Annotated in this window: 12 protein-coding genes; 8 read left to right on the top strand and 4 right to left on the bottom strand. The window is 44.0% G+C overall.

Going from position 1 to position 14,806, the window contains the following annotated elements; translation table 11 throughout:
- The first annotated feature begins 7 nt into the window (after nucleotides 1-7).
- Together RIL182_RS00695 and RIL182_RS00700 are read left to right on the top strand one after the other, a co-directional pair.
- Nucleotides 8-1,621: a GGDEF domain-containing protein gene (locus RIL182_RS00695; protein ID WP_006857078.1), complete on the top strand. Its 1,614-nt coding sequence runs from the start codon at nucleotides 8-10 to the stop codon at nucleotides 1,619-1,621.
- Nucleotides 1,622-1,992: 371 nt separating this feature from the next.
- Nucleotides 1,993-3,585, top strand: coding sequence for a DEAD/DEAH box helicase (locus RIL182_RS00700; RefSeq protein WP_015561551.1), 1,593 nt, complete (start codon nucleotides 1,993-1,995; stop codon nucleotides 3,583-3,585).
- Nucleotides 3,586-3,654: 69 nt separating this feature from the next.
- Here RIL182_RS00700 and RIL182_RS00705 read toward each other — a convergent pair whose 3' ends face one another.
- Nucleotides 3,655-5,004, bottom strand: a complete 1,350-nt coding sequence (locus RIL182_RS00705; RefSeq protein WP_118772718.1) for an MATE family efflux transporter — start codon at nucleotides 5,002-5,004, stop codon at nucleotides 3,655-3,657.
- A 245-nt stretch (nucleotides 5,005-5,249) separates the two neighbouring features.
- Here RIL182_RS00705 and RIL182_RS00710 point away from each other — a divergent pair, with 245 nt between their 5' ends.
- The 3 genes from RIL182_RS00710 to RIL182_RS00720 all read left to right on the top strand — a co-directional run bounded on the left by RIL182_RS00710 (nucleotide 5,250) and on the right by RIL182_RS00720 (nucleotide 9,308).
- Nucleotides 5,250-5,942 carry a response regulator transcription factor gene (locus RIL182_RS00710; protein WP_006857076.1) on the top strand — a complete coding sequence of 231 codons (693 nt, stop codon included), beginning with the start codon at nucleotides 5,250-5,252 and terminating at the stop codon, nucleotides 5,940-5,942.
- A gap of 5 nt (nucleotides 5,943-5,947) precedes the next feature.
- Complete coding sequence (locus RIL182_RS00715; RefSeq protein ID WP_172606687.1) at nucleotides 5,948-8,476, top strand: sensor histidine kinase; 2,529 nt, start codon at nucleotides 5,948-5,950, stop codon at nucleotides 8,474-8,476.
- Between the two features lie 409 nt (nucleotides 8,477-8,885).
- Nucleotides 8,886-9,308 (top strand): SseB family protein, encoded by a 423-nt coding sequence (locus RIL182_RS00720; RefSeq protein ID WP_006857074.1) that lies wholly within the window; start codon nucleotides 8,886-8,888, stop codon nucleotides 9,306-9,308.
- 88 nt (nucleotides 9,309-9,396) lie between these two features.
- Here the strand turns inward: RIL182_RS00720 and RIL182_RS00725 are convergent, their stop codons facing one another.
- Both RIL182_RS00725 and RIL182_RS00730 read right to left on the bottom strand, forming a co-directional pair.
- On the bottom strand, nucleotides 9,397-9,939 hold the full coding sequence (locus RIL182_RS00725; protein ID WP_006857073.1) for an NADH peroxidase: 543 nt from the start codon (nucleotides 9,937-9,939) through the stop codon (nucleotides 9,397-9,399).
- Nucleotides 9,940-10,122: 183 nt separating this feature from the next.
- On the bottom strand, nucleotides 10,123-10,515 hold the full coding sequence (locus tag RIL182_RS00730; RefSeq protein ID WP_006857072.1) for a Fur family transcriptional regulator: 393 nt from the start codon (nucleotides 10,513-10,515) through the stop codon (nucleotides 10,123-10,125).
- A 176-nt stretch (nucleotides 10,516-10,691) separates the two neighbouring features.
- On the opposite strand from RIL182_RS00730, the gene RIL182_RS00735 reads away from it, so the two are divergent.
- The gene (locus RIL182_RS00735) at nucleotides 10,692-12,290 is read left to right on the top strand and encodes a sensor domain-containing diguanylate cyclase (RefSeq protein WP_006857071.1); all 1,599 of its coding nucleotides are present in this window, start codon (nucleotides 10,692-10,694) and stop codon (nucleotides 12,288-12,290) included.
- A gap of 127 nt (nucleotides 12,291-12,417) precedes the next feature.
- A complete protein-coding gene (locus tag RIL182_RS00740) occupies nucleotides 12,418-13,473 on the top strand; it encodes a DUF6128 domain-containing protein (RefSeq protein ID WP_006857070.1) in 1,056 nt (351 codons plus the stop codon).
- A 56-nt stretch (nucleotides 13,474-13,529) separates the two neighbouring features.
- On the opposite strand, the gene RIL182_RS00745 is transcribed toward RIL182_RS00740, so the two are convergent.
- Nucleotides 13,530-14,108 (bottom strand): GNAT family N-acetyltransferase, encoded by a 579-nt coding sequence (locus RIL182_RS00745; RefSeq protein ID WP_015561555.1) that lies wholly within the window; start codon nucleotides 14,106-14,108, stop codon nucleotides 13,530-13,532.
- Nucleotides 14,109-14,196: 88 nt separating this feature from the next.
- Here RIL182_RS00745 and tadA point away from each other — a divergent pair, with 88 nt between their 5' ends.
- Nucleotides 14,197-14,661 carry a tRNA adenosine(34) deaminase TadA gene (tadA, locus tag RIL182_RS00750; protein WP_006857069.1) on the top strand — a complete coding sequence of 155 codons (465 nt, stop codon included), beginning with the start codon at nucleotides 14,197-14,199 and terminating at the stop codon, nucleotides 14,659-14,661.
- The last annotated feature ends 145 nt before the right edge of the window (nucleotides 14,662-14,806 follow it).

Consider the following 14,806-nt stretch of genomic DNA (forward strand, 5'->3'; position numbering starts at 1 on the left):
AGTGCACATGGAATACGACGGATATGATGAAGTTGTCCGCGCATGGATACAGGGAGTGTACGACAGCCGGGGAAACGATGCAAAACGGACATTGAAGTTGTGTTATGATATTGAACAGTATGCAATGAAAAAAAATGATCCAAAGCTGCTTGGATTTGCATACTATTACAGTGCAGAGACTTATTATCTGTTAAATGAAAGTGAAAAGTTTTTTTTCTGCATCAGCAAAGGCGTATCTTATCTGAATGAATCAAATCAGTGGGAACTTGTGGCGCGTGCATATAATCTGATGGCAATTACGGCGATCAATCGGGGAAATGAGCCGATCGCACTTGACTATTATCTGACCGGATTGAATTTCTGTACGAAATATCAGTTAAAACAGGAAGAAACCATGATAGATATAAATCTTGGAAATTTATATTTATCCTGTGGACAATATTTAGAGGCACAGAGATATTTTGAAAATTGTGGACAGCATGTAAAGGATTTTGTGAAAGATGATAAAAATTACCGCCTGATCACCTGTGTTTATATAGGAATGGGAACCGGTTTTTTGTATCGCGATATGCCGGAGCGTGCAGCACATTATGCAGAGCTTGTCTCGGATGAGTGCGCGGGCCGTATTGATGGCATTGAACTGCTCAGTTTTCGCTGTTTTAAGGCGGAGGTATGCCATGCAACCGGAAAGACGGCGGCGCGTGATGAATGCATCCGGTTGATCTGTGAGGAGATCAATGCAGATATTCCGATCATGGATATTTTTAGTGATCTTTATGAATTCAGCCAGCTTTTGCTTGAAATAGGAAATGATGATGCTTTTTTGCGGGTAATGGAAATTTTAGAGCCATTGACATGGCAGTCAAAGATCGTCAATCTTCAGAGGCAGATTATTTCCCTGAAAATTAAGTTTTACCGTATGCATAAGGATAATGATGCATATTTAGAGGCTGCGGGGCAGTACTACGAGTTGTCCGAGATCATGGAAAAAGAAAAACAGGCGATGATCGCAAATATGCTTGATGTGCGGGAATCTTTAGAGCGGGCGAACAAAAAAAGACGCGAGATGGAAGAAGCAAATATCCGGCTTTTGGAAAAGTCAGAGACGGATGCACTGACGCGCCTGGCAAACCGGTTCCGTCTTAATGATTATCTGGATCAGGTATTTGAGAAGGCATTATCAGAGCAGACGCCGCTTGCCATGGAGATCCTGGATATCGATTATTTTAAGCAGTATAATGATAACTACGGACATCAGGCAGGGGATGAGTGCATTAAGCGGATCGCAAAGCAGCTTGAGCTGATGCAGAATGATATGATATTCTGTGCGAGATATGGAGGGGATGAGTTTATCATTCTCTATCAGAATATGACGGAGGAAGCGGTCAGACATGCGGCGGAGGGATTGCGGCAGCGGATCATTGATCTTGGAATCCAACATGCATATTCTAAGGCAATGCCTATCGTGACAATCTCACAGGGAATCTGTTATGATATTCCGAAAGATGATACAAAGAGCTGGGATTTTCTGCATGCGGCAGATGCGATGCTTTATCAGGTTAAGAAAAAATCCAGAAATGATCTTGCACTGGGACACTTAGCAGATGTGAGTGACAAATAAAACAGGAAACATTTTATGAATGCGGCATAGAATATAACAGATAGAAACAAAAATCCGCAATCGAGTTTTTCACACGGAAAACCGGAAGTAAAAAGTGATGCAGTAGAATGGATAATATACATGATTGTCGATTGCTTTTAAATAAGAAGTAACACCCAGACCAAAAATCGGCGACGATTTTGTCGAAAGATGAGGTTTGGGGTACATAATTCCCGAAAATCCGCAGTTGATGCGAACTGTTGCGCGGGGGAATTTCTTGACAAAAGTACGGGCACCGTGTTATCATTCAGACTGTTGCGCTTATGGGGGCTGTTGATCAGCCCCTTGTTTTACGCGCGCCAATGGCGCACGTTTCTATAGAAAGGAAATATATGGAAACAGTTAGATTCGATCAGTTAGATTTATATCCGCAGGTATTGCGTGCGATAGCAGAAATGGGATTTGAAGAGGCAACACCGATCCAGAGTCAGGCAATTCCGGTTGTGATGTCCGGTGTGGATGTCATTGGACAGGCACAGACAGGAACCGGAAAGACGGCATCATTTGGAATCCCGGTACTGCATAAAGTAGATCCGAATAATAAAAAAACACAGGTTATCATCTTATCACCGACAAGAGAGCTTGCCATCCAGGTGGCGGATGAGATCCGTAAACTTGCAAAATATATGCACGGTGTAAAGATCCTTCCGGTGTACGGCGGACAGGAGATCAGCCGTCAGATCAAGGCATTGAAGGGTGGGGCACAGATTATTATCGGTACACCGGGACGTGTTATGGATCATCTGCGCAGAAAGACGATCCGCTGTGAGGCAGTGAACACGATCGTACTTGATGAGGCAGACGAGATGTTAAACATGGGATTCCGTGAGGATATTGAGACGATCTTAGAGTATATCCCGGAGGAAGGACGTCAGACGGTGTTATTTTCTGCGACCATGCCAAAGCCGATCTTAGATATCACCAAGAAATACCAGCACGATGCCGTGACGATCAAAGTGGTAAAAAAAGAGCTGACCGTTCCGAATATTGAGCAGTATTACTATGATGTAAAGAGAAAAGACAAGATAGAAGTTTTGACCAGACTCCTTGATTATTATAATCCAAAACTCTCTCTGGTGTTCTGTAACACAAAACGCATGGTGGACGAATTGACCGAGGAACTGCAGGGACGCGGTTATTTTGCAGAGGGACTGCACGGAGATATGAAGCAGACACAGCGTGACCGTGTGATGCGCGGTTTCCGTACCGGAAAAACAGAGATCCTGATCGCAACCGATGTTGCAGCGAGAGGTATCGATGTGGATGATGTGGAAGCGGTATTCAATTATGATATTCCACAGGATGACGAATATTATGTTCATCGTATCGGAAGAACCGGACGTGCCGGAAGAACCGGACGTGCGTTTACTTTCGTCAAAGGCAAAGAAGTATATAAATTAAAAGATATCATGCGTTACTGCAAGACCAAGATCGTTGCAATGCCGATCCCGTCCACGGATGATGTGGCACAGATCAAGGCTGAGAAGGTCATGGAAGAAATCGGAAGAATTATCGACGAGGAAAATTTAAAAGATACGATCGATATCATCGAAAAGCAGATCAATGAATCCGATTATACCGCAATGGATATTGCTGCAGCATTCTTAAAACAGGCGTTGGGACAGATCAATCTTGACAATGACAGAGAGGACTCTTTTGATTTTGACAATACCGGAGCTGAAGAGGGCATGGTGCGTCTGTTTATCAACATCGGTAAAAAAGACCGCGTGAAACCGGGCGATATCTTAGGTGCGGTTGCAGGCGAATCCGGCATGCCGGGTAAACTTGTCGGAGCCATTGATATGTATGATAAATACACATTCGTGGAAGTGCCGAGAGAATACGGAAAAGAAGTTTTAGAAGCCATGAAAAATGCAAAGATCAAAGGCCGCTCCGTCAATATGGAACCGGCAAACCAGAAATAAAAGAGCAGTAAAAAATCCCGTGTGAGGATGATTTTTAAAATCAGTCTCATACGGGATTTTTTTGTAATGTTACTGTCCGATCCTGCTCACGATACTCCGGTTGATCTTCATTAAGAAAAATGCAGTTGCACCCACAGATACCAGTTCAGCGATCGGGAATGCCCACCATACCAGATTGACATTGCCGGACTGTGCTAACAGGTATGCTGCCGGAAGCAGGATCACCAACTGTCTTGCAATGGAAATGCACATACTGTAGACTGCTTTTCCAAGTGCCTGGAAAATACTACTGCAGGAGATTCCAAAGCCGGCAAGCAGGAAACTTAAACTGATGATACGCAGCGCAGGGACACCGATGGAGAGCATTGTGTCGGAAGCCTGAAACATGGAGAGAAGCTGCTTTGGAAAGAGCTGGAATAAAAGCAGGCCGACTGCCATGATGCTGACTGCATAAGCGACACAGTGTTTTAAAGTTTTTGTGACACGCTCTTTGTTTCCGGCACCGTAGTTGTATGCCATAACCGGGATGACACCGTTGTTTAAACCAAAAGCCGGCATAAATACGAAGCTCTGCAGTTTAAAGTAAACGCCGAACACTGCGGTTGCCGTGGAGGAAAACGCGATCAGGATACGGTTCATACCGTAGTTCATCACGGAACCGATCGCCTGCATTACAATAGAAGGAACACCGATCACATAAATCTGTCCGATAATATTTTTGTCCGGGCGGAAATGGTGCAGGTCAATCTGTACTTCCTTATTTTTTGTGTGGTTTAAAACAACTGCCAGAATACCGGCAATCATCTGTCCGATGACGGTTGCAGCAGCAGCACCGGAAATGCCCATTTTCGGGAGACCAAACAGACCAAAGATGAGAACCGGATCGAGAGCGATATTGATGATCGCACCGACACCCTGTGTATACATGGTATAAATGGTTTTTCCGGTTGCCTGCAGCATACGCTCAAACATAAGCTGCGTAAAAATACCGAAAGAAAGACAGCAGCAGATCGTCAGATACTGTTTTCCATAAACGATGATCTCTTCAATATCTGTCTGGCTGCGGAAAAACGGTTCTGCAAAAAACAGACCGATGATCAGAAAGAGCAGATAGCTGACAAGAATTAAAAATACAGCATTTTCTGCGACCTTATTTACTTTTTCGGTATCCTTTTCTCCCAGGGAGCGCGCTAAAAGCGCATTTACGCCGACGGCAGTTCCGACACCGACAGCAATCATAAGGTTCTGGATCGGGAAAGCCATAGACACTGCGGTCAGGGCATTTTCGCTGATCATGGCAACAAAAATACTGTCGACAATATTATAGAGCGCCTGAACGAGCATGGAGATCATGATCGGCAGGGACATTGAGATAATGAGTTTGTCAATCGGCATGACGCCCATTTTATTTTCTTCCATAAATCCTCCTTTGTTTAACCTTTGTGTAAAAAATTCCATAATTTACTCCCGGAAAATAAAAACTTCCGGGAGCACTACCTTCCTATATTAGCATTCCTTTTATCCGAATACAAGGTACAACTTCATCAAATCTTAATGTTTTGACTGATTGGAAATTCATAATTATTCCGTTACAATAAAAGCATGATCATAAAGAGACAGGTTTATGTAAAAATCTATCGAAAACCTGTGGAAAAGGGGAAAACATGTACAGTATACTGGTGTGCGATGATGAGAAAGACATTGTTTCAGCATTAAAAATCTATCTGATGGCGGACGGTTATCAGGTATTTGAAGCATATAACGGAAAAGAGGCGCTTGAGGTGTTAAAGGAACAGGACATCCATCTGGTACTGATGGATATCATGATGCCGGAGATGGATGGGATTGCAGCGATGGTGAAAATCCGTGAGACGAGCAATGTTCCGGTTATTTTACTGACAGCAAAAAGTGAGGATACAGATAAAGTGTTAGGACTGACTGTCGGGGCGGACGATTATATCACCAAACCGTTTAATCCGATTGAAGTGCAGGCGCGCGTCAAATCACAGCTCAGACGCTATATGCAGCTCGGAGGCGGAGCTATCAGAAAAGATGTTCTCTCGATCGGCGGGATCGAACTTGACGACCGCAGCAAAGAGGTGTCGCTTGACGGCGAAAAGATTTCTCTGACACGCACGGAATACGATATTTTAAAACTTCTGATGGAGCATCCCGGAGAGGTGTTTTCCCCGAACCAGATTTACGAACAGGTATGGCAGGATAATCCCTACGGAACGGAGAATACGGTGGCGGTACATATCAGGCATCTGCGGGAAAAAGTGGAGTATAACCCGGCAGAACCGCGGTATTTGAAAGTTGTGTGGGGACGCGGTTATAAAATGGAAGGACAGGTGTGAGAAAAGTGAAAAATTGGAGAGGATCGACAGCGGCAAAGATCATTGCCTGGATCGCGCTCAGTGCCAGTGCACTGTGTTTTGTGTTCAGCGCGGTGGGTGTGATCTTTATGTTTGATGAAGGAATCTATAGAAATTCAAAGGATGAAACAAGAAAGCAGTGGTTTGAAAATGTTTCCTATGAATATGGTCTGTCCGCGGTGGATGATGTAAGGCGGGAACAGCCGGCAGGTTCTGTAGAAAGCAAATATTTTAAATATGGTATTATCAAAGCAGACAGTCTCGAGGGGATTGACCTGAATGATGAAAAATCGTATGCGGAACGCAACTTTTCGGATAAGATCAGTCTGGAAGATGTGTATACAAACAGTGTGGAATTATCGGACGAAGATCAGATTGTATACACAAATGGAAATTTCCTGACCGGCGGCGGTGTGGAACTTATGTATTCGGGGGAAGATTCATGGGTCAGCGTCTATGCGGACCGTATCTGTTATGATGAGGCAAAAGGTATTTTTGTTTATCTGGCGGGAAATGAGTATTATCCGGTGCAGAAGGTTGAGACGGACATAGGCAGATATGGAAGCGCAGCTTTTACTTATGATACCGAGAAAAAAATGTATGTGTTTGAACACACAGACGGGACAGGAGATGCTGCTTCTGCGGAAAGAACGGTTACAGATGAGACATTGACCGATGCTGCGGACGGGGATATAGTAGCAGAATCAACGGAAGAGCCACTGACGGATGTCACAGACAGCGGCATGGATGATATTGCAAATGGAGAATACGTCACGTTTGACATGTTTGATGGCACGCGCATGGATGTAAATCACTGGGGAAATGTGTTATTAGACGGAGTCCGGGAGATATCCATGGATGAGATCGACCGGGTGGACTCATCTGAAAAAAACAAAGAAGATGCCAGCGTTTCGTATACAACACACGAGGATTATTATCTTGACAGCAACTATACACTCTGGGTAAACATGGGGAACACATCACCGAAAACCACTTATCAGATGGTTGTGATCCTGCCGCAGAATGTTGGGACAGACTGGAACAGTACGGACTTGTACGTACAGGCAAATACCCTGCTGAATTTTGTATACAGCATGCGTTACACGGCGCTAGTCACAATGTTTGTAAGTTTTATCATCGGAGCAGCAGCCTTTGTATTTCTGATGTGTGCGGCGGGGCACCGGAATGGAACGGATGAGATCGTTACGACTGTCTGGGATCATCTGTGGCTGGATGTTTTTGCAGTGGGGGCTGTGCTGGCAGAGGTATTTGTTTTCTATGTGGCAGAGATATTCCTGATAAATGTCGATGTTGCGTATCTGCCGTTTATCTTATTTGTTACTGCAGTTGCAACCCTTTGCATGGGATGGCTGTTGTTACTGTTTTTATTAAGTTTTTCCGTGCGGGTAAAATTGGGAAAATGGTGGAGACATACCCTGTGTTACCAGCTTTTCCGTAAAATCGGACAGTTCGCCCGGATGATCTGGGAAAATATCGGGTTTCTCTGGAAAGTGATCCTGGTCATGCTGGTACTTGCATTTTTTGAGGGCATAGGGGTATTGATGTTTTTTAATTCAGACATAGCCCTTTTACTCTGGCTGTTAGAAAAACTGGTTTTATATCCGCTGGTCCTGTGGTACTGTGTGCAGTTAAACCAGTTAAAGAACGGAACGGAAAAAATTGCAGGCGGTGAGCCGGGCTATCAGATCAGTACAAAGCGTATGAACGGTATATTTAAGGAACAGGGAGAACAGATCAACCATATCAGCGACGGCATGACACATGCGATCGAAGAGCGGATGAAGAGTGAACGTTTCAAGACAGAACTGATCACGAACGTGTCCCATGACATTAAGACTCCACTGACGTCGATCATCAACTATGTGGATCTGCTGGAAAAAGAAGATCTGCACAACGAGACAGCGCAGGAGTATTTAGAGGTGTTAGAGCGCCAGTCAAGCCGATTGAAAAAGCTGATCGAAGACCTGATCGAGGCTTCCAAGGCGTCCACCGGAAACCTTCCGGTACATTTAGAGCGGTTAGAAGCTGGGATATTTATGACACAGACGGTCGGGGAATTTGAGGAAAAGACAAAAGAGGCAGGACTTGATCTTGTGATCGAAAAGCCGGAGACACAGGTCTATATCATGGCGGACAGCAGACATTTCTGGCGTGTGATCGATAACCTGATGAATAATATCTGCAAATATGCCCAGAGTGGGACGCGTGTCTACATCAATCTTGAAGTAAAAGAGGCACAGGTGTCTATCACCTTCCGCAATACGTCAAAATACCCGCTCAATATCAGCAGTGATGAACTGATGGAACGTTTTGTGCGGGGCGATGCATCCAGAAATACGGAAGGAAGCGGACTCGGACTTTCTATCGCAAACAGCCTGATGGATCTTATGGGTGGTACATTCCGTCTGTATGTGGACGGAGATCTGTTTAAGGTCGTGCTCGGGTTTGCCGAGACAGCAGAGAAAGAAACAAAAGAAAAAATCGAAGAACTGTAATTGTTGGAAGTTGAACTACAGGTGTGAACAATAACCCAAAAGCATGGTTGTCCAGAGGGATGCCATGCTTTTTTCATTCATAGGAAATTACGTCCTATGAATGAAAAAGCCCTCCGGGCGGGATGCGCACTTCGCATTCCAAATCGGCAAAATCTGCTGCCACCACTGTATCATACGGCATTTTCAGTTCAGAAAATGCCTGCCTGTGAACAGTAACTCGCAAGCGACTCCTTGTCCCTGTGCGGCGAAAAGCAGATTGTGAAAAGGAAAATTGGAGGGTATAATATGTAGGGAAAAGGGAGAGCAGCTTATGAAACAGATAAAACAAAAGTGGTTGTAAAATAATCAGTTGAATCAAGTGGCAATAGTATAAAAAATAAAATTTTTTACATATAGAAATGGAGCTTTTATGGATAACAATAAAATCGATGAGGGATTACAGGGAAATGAAAAAATAGAAACCGCAATCGCGGCACTGCAGCAGGAGGCAAGCGAAGAGATGTTAGCGCATACCCTGACAGTGATACGCAGACGCATGAAAGAGGGCGGTCAGTTTATCATAGCGGTGGAACCGCCGACGGGCGGGAACCAGATGCAGATACAGGCAGTGCAGACGCCGGACGGCAATAGCTGGTGGGCGGCATTTACCAGTTTTGAGGAAGAATTAAAGGGAAGCGGGAGTGTAATGTCTACATTTTTAACAGGAATTGAGCAGGCATTCCGCGCGGTACTTGCCGCAGAAGAGGCAAAGGGAATTATCGTGAACCCGTGGAACCGGACGATCATGCTGGATAAAAACCTGATACGGATCATACTTGGGGAACCGGCATAAAGTATATATATTGATTTTCAAACGAAAAGGATAGACAGCTGACAACTGTCTATCCTATGAAATGCTTATTGTCTATGCGGTTTAAAGATTAACCGAAGTATCTGTTCAACAGTCCTTCAAATGCTTTTCCGTGTCTTGCCTCATCGCGTGCCATCTCATGAACGGTATCATGGATTGCATCAAGGTTTGCAGCTTTTGCACGTTTTGCAAGATCAGTTTTTCCTGCTGTTGCACCGTTCTCAGCGTCAACTCTCATCTGAAGGTTCTTTTTGGTGCTGTCTGTTACAACTTCACCGAGCAGTTCTGCGAATTTTGCAGCGTGTTCTGCCTCTTCCCATGCAGCTTTCTCATAGTAGGAACCAACTTCCGGGTAACCTTCACGGTAAGCAACACGAGCCATTGCAAGATACATACCAACCTCAGAGCACTCACCCTCGAAGTTTGCTCTTAAATCGGATACGATATCCTCACTTACTCCTTTTGCAACACCAACTACGTGCTCAGCAGCCCATACTTTCTCACCTTCCTGCAATTTGAACTTTTCAGCCGGAGCTTTACATACCGGGCAGATCTCCGGAGCTGCATCGCCTTCATAAACATAACCACATACTGTACATACATACTTTGCCATAATTTTAATCTCCTTTTCTTTGAAAAATGTTATTTGTCTGCTGTAATAGATTTCCCCGCTTATTTGAAATCTATTACTGTATGCTTTAAATTGATATCAGTAACTATTACTGATTTTAAATGAAAAACTTCTTTTTGTCAACATTATTTTATATTATTTTAGAAGTTTTTTGGGGAAAAATGATCAGGAAGTCTGTCTTTTGGCTTTACAGGAAGAGCATTTTCCGTAAAAATAAGTCACATGTCCTTCAATCTCACCGTCAAAGTCCTGTGCGGCAAGAACATTGATATGATCCAGTCCCGTTACATTTAAATCCAGAACGCTCCCGCATTCCTTGCAGATAAAATGGTAATGCGGCTTTGGATTACCGTCAAAACGATCAGGTCCAATTCCGGTGGACAGTTTCTGGATCTCACCGATATCTGCCAGTAATGACAGATTGCGGTATACCGTACCGAGACTGATATTCGGAAATTCTTCCTTGATATTCATATAGACGGTCTCTGCGGTAGGGTGGTCATAACGCGAGATGAGAAACTTCTTGATGGATTCCCGCTGCTTACTTCGTTTCAGCATATTACCATCCTTTCTTGATAATAGTAATTGTTACTAAAATTATTATATAATCACAGAGAAAAAATGTCAAGATGAAGATGGTTTGGTTTTTCATTTTAATCTTTGATAAACTAATGTTTTGTGGTATATATGGAATATAGCTTTGACAATAAATGGCAGTGTAAGGGAGAAGCAGTTTGAAAGTAAAGACAATTCTGGGCAGGATATATTATATCATAGTGGCAGTGTGTGTCTTTCTGCATGTTGTTATTTTATCATTGAGTTTTTTTGACAACAAACATCAGGAAAAATATTGCCGCAGCATTATTCCGGACAGGGAATACCAGACAGATGAGGATAACCGCAGGTTTGTATTTTCTGCACAGAAGATAAAGGATGGAGGGGACTGTCTGCGTTTTTATACGGCGCATATGGAAGTCAGTGTGTACGCTGATGACACGCTGATCTATCATGTCGGACAGCAGCAGGCAATGCCTAAGGTGTCACCCGTAGTTATGTGGAATTATGTCGGGATACCATCCGGGGCAGAACAGATCCAGGTTATGATCCGTGCGGTCTATCCGGAGGTCAGACAAAAGCAAATTGATTTTTCAATCGGCGGGTATACCCAGATGTATAGCGGAATGTTGTACAGATCCATGCCGGTAACATTTATCTGTCTGCTAGAGATATTATTGGGTTTCTTCATGGTACTGTGGTGGCTGATCGCACGGACCAGAATGAAAATGAAGCAGACTCTGCTGCATTTTGGCACTTTTTCCTTTCTGACCGGAACTTGGGCATTGAACGAGACAGATGCCGCACTTCTGATCCTGTTTCCGGTCAGAGTTGAGATCGTATTCGTATCAGCGGTAGCCCTGATACTCATGGTGCCTTCCTTTGTGTGGTTTACCAAGGGATTCTTTGATGTTGAGGACAAGTGGGGATCAGATATTATCTGCGTGCTGGCATATCTGAATCTGGCGGTACAGCTTATATTGCAGCTTGCCGGGATTCGAGGCTTCCGGCAGATGTACACGGTCACACATGTCCTGTTGGGGGTAGCGCTGCTTTATACGATAGTCATGCTGATTTCTGAGTACAGAAAAACGAAGGTACACCGCCATCTGCGGTTTGTTGTGGTTGGTGGGTTTATTCTTCTGGGAACGCTTGCGGCAGATCTGCTGCACTTTTATTACGGATCATTTCAGACAAGTATATATGGCATGTATGGTGTTTTTATCTATATCATTATTTTTGCGGTCGAAGTATGCAGACAAGTGGCAGAGCAGGTGGATGCAGGGCGGAAGCTGCAGATCTATGAAGAACTTGCAACCAAAGATATGCTGACGAAGCTCTATAACCGGAATGCATATGATGAATGGATCAAGGTAAACAGGCGACCGAAGAAGGCGAAGATTGTTGTTTTTGACCTTAACAATTTAAAACAGTGCAATGATACGATGGGGCACGCAGCCGGAGACGCATATATCCAAAATGCTGCGGGGATCATATTGCATGTGTTTGGAAATTGTGGAAATTGTTACCGGATCGGTGGAGATGAATTCTGCGTTGTGATCTATGGGAATGATCCTTCAGATATGGAAGAGTTATTCCGGCAGATGGAGCAGGAACAGGATGAGTTTAATTCGAAGAACGCAATACCACAGATACAGATTGCCTATGGCTATGCGGAGTTTGACCCGGAAACAGACCGGGATATCGAGGATACCAGATCCCGTGCAGATGACAAAATGTATCAAAAGAAGAGAGAAATAAAAGCGGGATACCAATGAAAATGAAAGGACAGAGTAAGTAGTTATATTTAGACCGTCAGGCAATGGATGTTATCGTTTATGTTCTAATTTATAAAAAAACGGAATACAAATAGAAGAAAACAAAAACAGAGATGAGAGATTGCCTATGGCAGGAATGAAACGGTTTATTGCATATATATATGGGTATGAAAATGCAAAAAAGGCAGGCAATACGGGATTTGCCAGGATCGAGCTGCGGGGAGAAGAGTGCAGGCTTGAAATCCATCTGCGTAGTGTCTATGCTGCGCAGACGCACTGCAGGGTTTATCTGTTTCGCAAACAGGGTAATCAGATGGAGGGAAGTCTGATCGGAGAAATTGACGTCCGCAATGGTGCTGGAGATTTTGCCACAGCAATGAAAATAATGCATATACCGACATCATCACTCAGTTTTTTTGAGATGGACGGGATTTTTTTGTGCAGCGAAGATGGACGTATTTTCATGAGCCGCTGGACGGAGGGGGAGCCGCTTACCGTGGATATGGAGCACTTTGGGGAGTGGAGAGAAAGCCAGCCAGAGGAACCGCCGGTGGAAGAAGAGTTGTATACAAAAGAAGACCTGCATAAAAGAGAAGATATGCATGCAAGAGAAGATATGCATGCAAGAGAAGATATGCATGCAAGAGAAGATGTGCATAAAACGGAAAATATCATATCAGAAACAGAAAACAAGCCTGTGTCAGGTAAAACACCTGTGCCGGACAGTATGAAAAGGCAACAGAAAAACAGAAAACAGACCACCCAGCCGGCACAGAAATATGACAGTGAGCTCGCTGCGACAGAACTCCCCGCGCGCAATTTCTTTCCACAGTACCAGTGGACGGACATCTGGGAGCAGTTTTTAAAAAATCATCCGGCAAGCATGCCATTTTCGGAAAAAAATATTACCTGTATTAAAATTGAATTAAAGGATCTACGGGAGCTGCCGAGAAAATACTGGTATCTCGGAAATAACAGTTTTCTGTTACATGGATTTTTTAATTACCGGTATCTGGTGATTGGAAAAATAGAAGAAGATACACAAAACAGATGGTTTTTAGGGGTGCCTGGCATTTATCAGAATCAGGAGCGTGTCATGGCGATCATCTTTGGATTCCCGGAATTTATGCCGGAGCAGGTTGAAAACCGGTTTGGCTGCTGGTATCGTTTTTTTGAGGAATAACTGTCTGACAAAATGGAGACGTTTTTGACAGGGGCTGTGCATAAAAAATGCAGCTGTTAATTGTCGGTGGAAGGGTTGAGATACGCGTAGCGCAGATGATCTGCCCATCGGTTCTGGATAAAAAAACAGCCGCGTTCTACACCTTCATACTGAAAACCGAGCGATTCCAAAAGGTAGATGGAGGGCTTGTTTTCCGGCATAACACGTGCGAATACACGATGAAGATGAAGGTCGTAAAAGGCAAGTGACATGACTTTTTTAATCGCTTCTGAGGCATAGCCCATGCGCCGGAATGCTGCGTCAAATTTATAGCCGATCTCTGTGCAGGAATATGCTGCAAAGCGGATGTCGTGCAGGCATACGGTTCCGATGATCATTTGCGGATCATCCTTCCGGAAAACATAGAAACGGATACACTGTTGTTTTAATGCGAGATCCCATTCACACTTTAAAACTGCCTGCTGGTAGGATGCGGTATAAAAGTTGGCAGGTCTTGTCGGTTCGTAGGCTTCAAAACTTTCACGATTGCGGTTCTGAAAATTTAAAACCGCATTTGCATAATTCGGTGTTAAGACTTTTAAGATCAGCCGGTCTGTCTGAGATTCATATTTTAAAGAAGCGTTTTTCCACTGCATCAGGCAAGATGCCTCCTTCTCGACAAAAATGAAAAAATGCGGTACAATACTGCATACTATATAGTATAACATTTCGGGGAAACTGTCCATGAATCAGGATGAAAAATACATGAAAGCGGCGATACGGCAGGCAAAAAAAGCATATGCATTGGATGAGGTGCCGATCGGCTGTGTGATCGTGCAGAACGATAAGATCATTGCGCGTGGATATAATAGAAGAAATACAGAAGGCAACACATTAGCACATGCGGAACTGACCGCAATCCGCAAAGCGAGTAAGAAAACCGGTGACTGGCGGTTAGAGGACTGCACGATGTATGTGACGTTAGAGCCATGTCAGATGTGTGCAGGTGCGATCGTTCAGAGCCGGATGAAAAAAGTGGTGATCGGAAGCATGAATCCCAAAGCCGGATGCGCCGGCTCGGTATTAAATCTGCTCCAGATGCAGCAGTTTAACCACCAGGTCGAGATAGAAAAGGGTGTGCTTGGGGAAGAGTGTTCGGCAATGCTTTCCACATTTTTTAAAGAACTTCGCCAGAAAAAGAAGTCTTAAGCGCGCAGAGATTTCGCTTTAAAAAATAAAAGCCCCTGTTCTGCCTGTGAATTCCAGGCAAAGCAGGGGATATCAATTTTGGGTATCAAATTACTGTTTTTTTCTGTATAATCACTCAAAAAGGACACCTTTTATTGTATAATTA

Source organism: Roseburia intestinalis L1-82 (assembly GCF_900537995.1).
In the GTDB taxonomy this organism is placed as follows: Bacteria; Bacillota; Clostridia; order Lachnospirales; family Lachnospiraceae; genus Roseburia; species Roseburia intestinalis.

Coding starts and splice junctions, on each gene's coding strand:
- RIL182_RS00695 (WP_006857078.1), top strand. CDS start 8: ATGGAATACGACGGATATGATGAAGTTGTCCGCGCATGGATACAGGGA.
- RIL182_RS00700 (WP_015561551.1), top strand. CDS start 1,993: ATGGAAACAGTTAGATTCGATCAGTTAGATTTATATCCGCAGGTATTG.
- RIL182_RS00705 (WP_118772718.1), bottom strand. CDS start 5,004: ATGGAAGAAAATAAAATGGGCGTCATGCCGATTGACAAACTCATTATC.
- RIL182_RS00710 (WP_006857076.1), top strand. CDS start 5,250: ATGTACAGTATACTGGTGTGCGATGATGAGAAAGACATTGTTTCAGCA.
- RIL182_RS00720 (WP_006857074.1), top strand. CDS start 8,886: ATGGATAACAATAAAATCGATGAGGGATTACAGGGAAATGAAAAAATA.
- RIL182_RS00725 (WP_006857073.1), bottom strand. CDS start 9,939: ATGGCAAAGTATGTATGTACAGTATGTGGTTATGTTTATGAAGGCGAT.
- RIL182_RS00730 (WP_006857072.1), bottom strand. CDS start 10,515: ATGCTGAAACGAAGTAAGCAGCGGGAATCCATCAAGAAGTTTCTCATC.
- RIL182_RS00740 (WP_006857070.1), top strand. CDS start 12,418: ATGGCAGGAATGAAACGGTTTATTGCATATATATATGGGTATGAAAAT.
- RIL182_RS00745 (WP_015561555.1), bottom strand. CDS start 14,108: ATGCAGTGGAAAAACGCTTCTTTAAAATATGAATCTCAGACAGACCGG.
- tadA (WP_006857069.1), top strand. CDS start 14,197: ATGAATCAGGATGAAAAATACATGAAAGCGGCGATACGGCAGGCAAAA.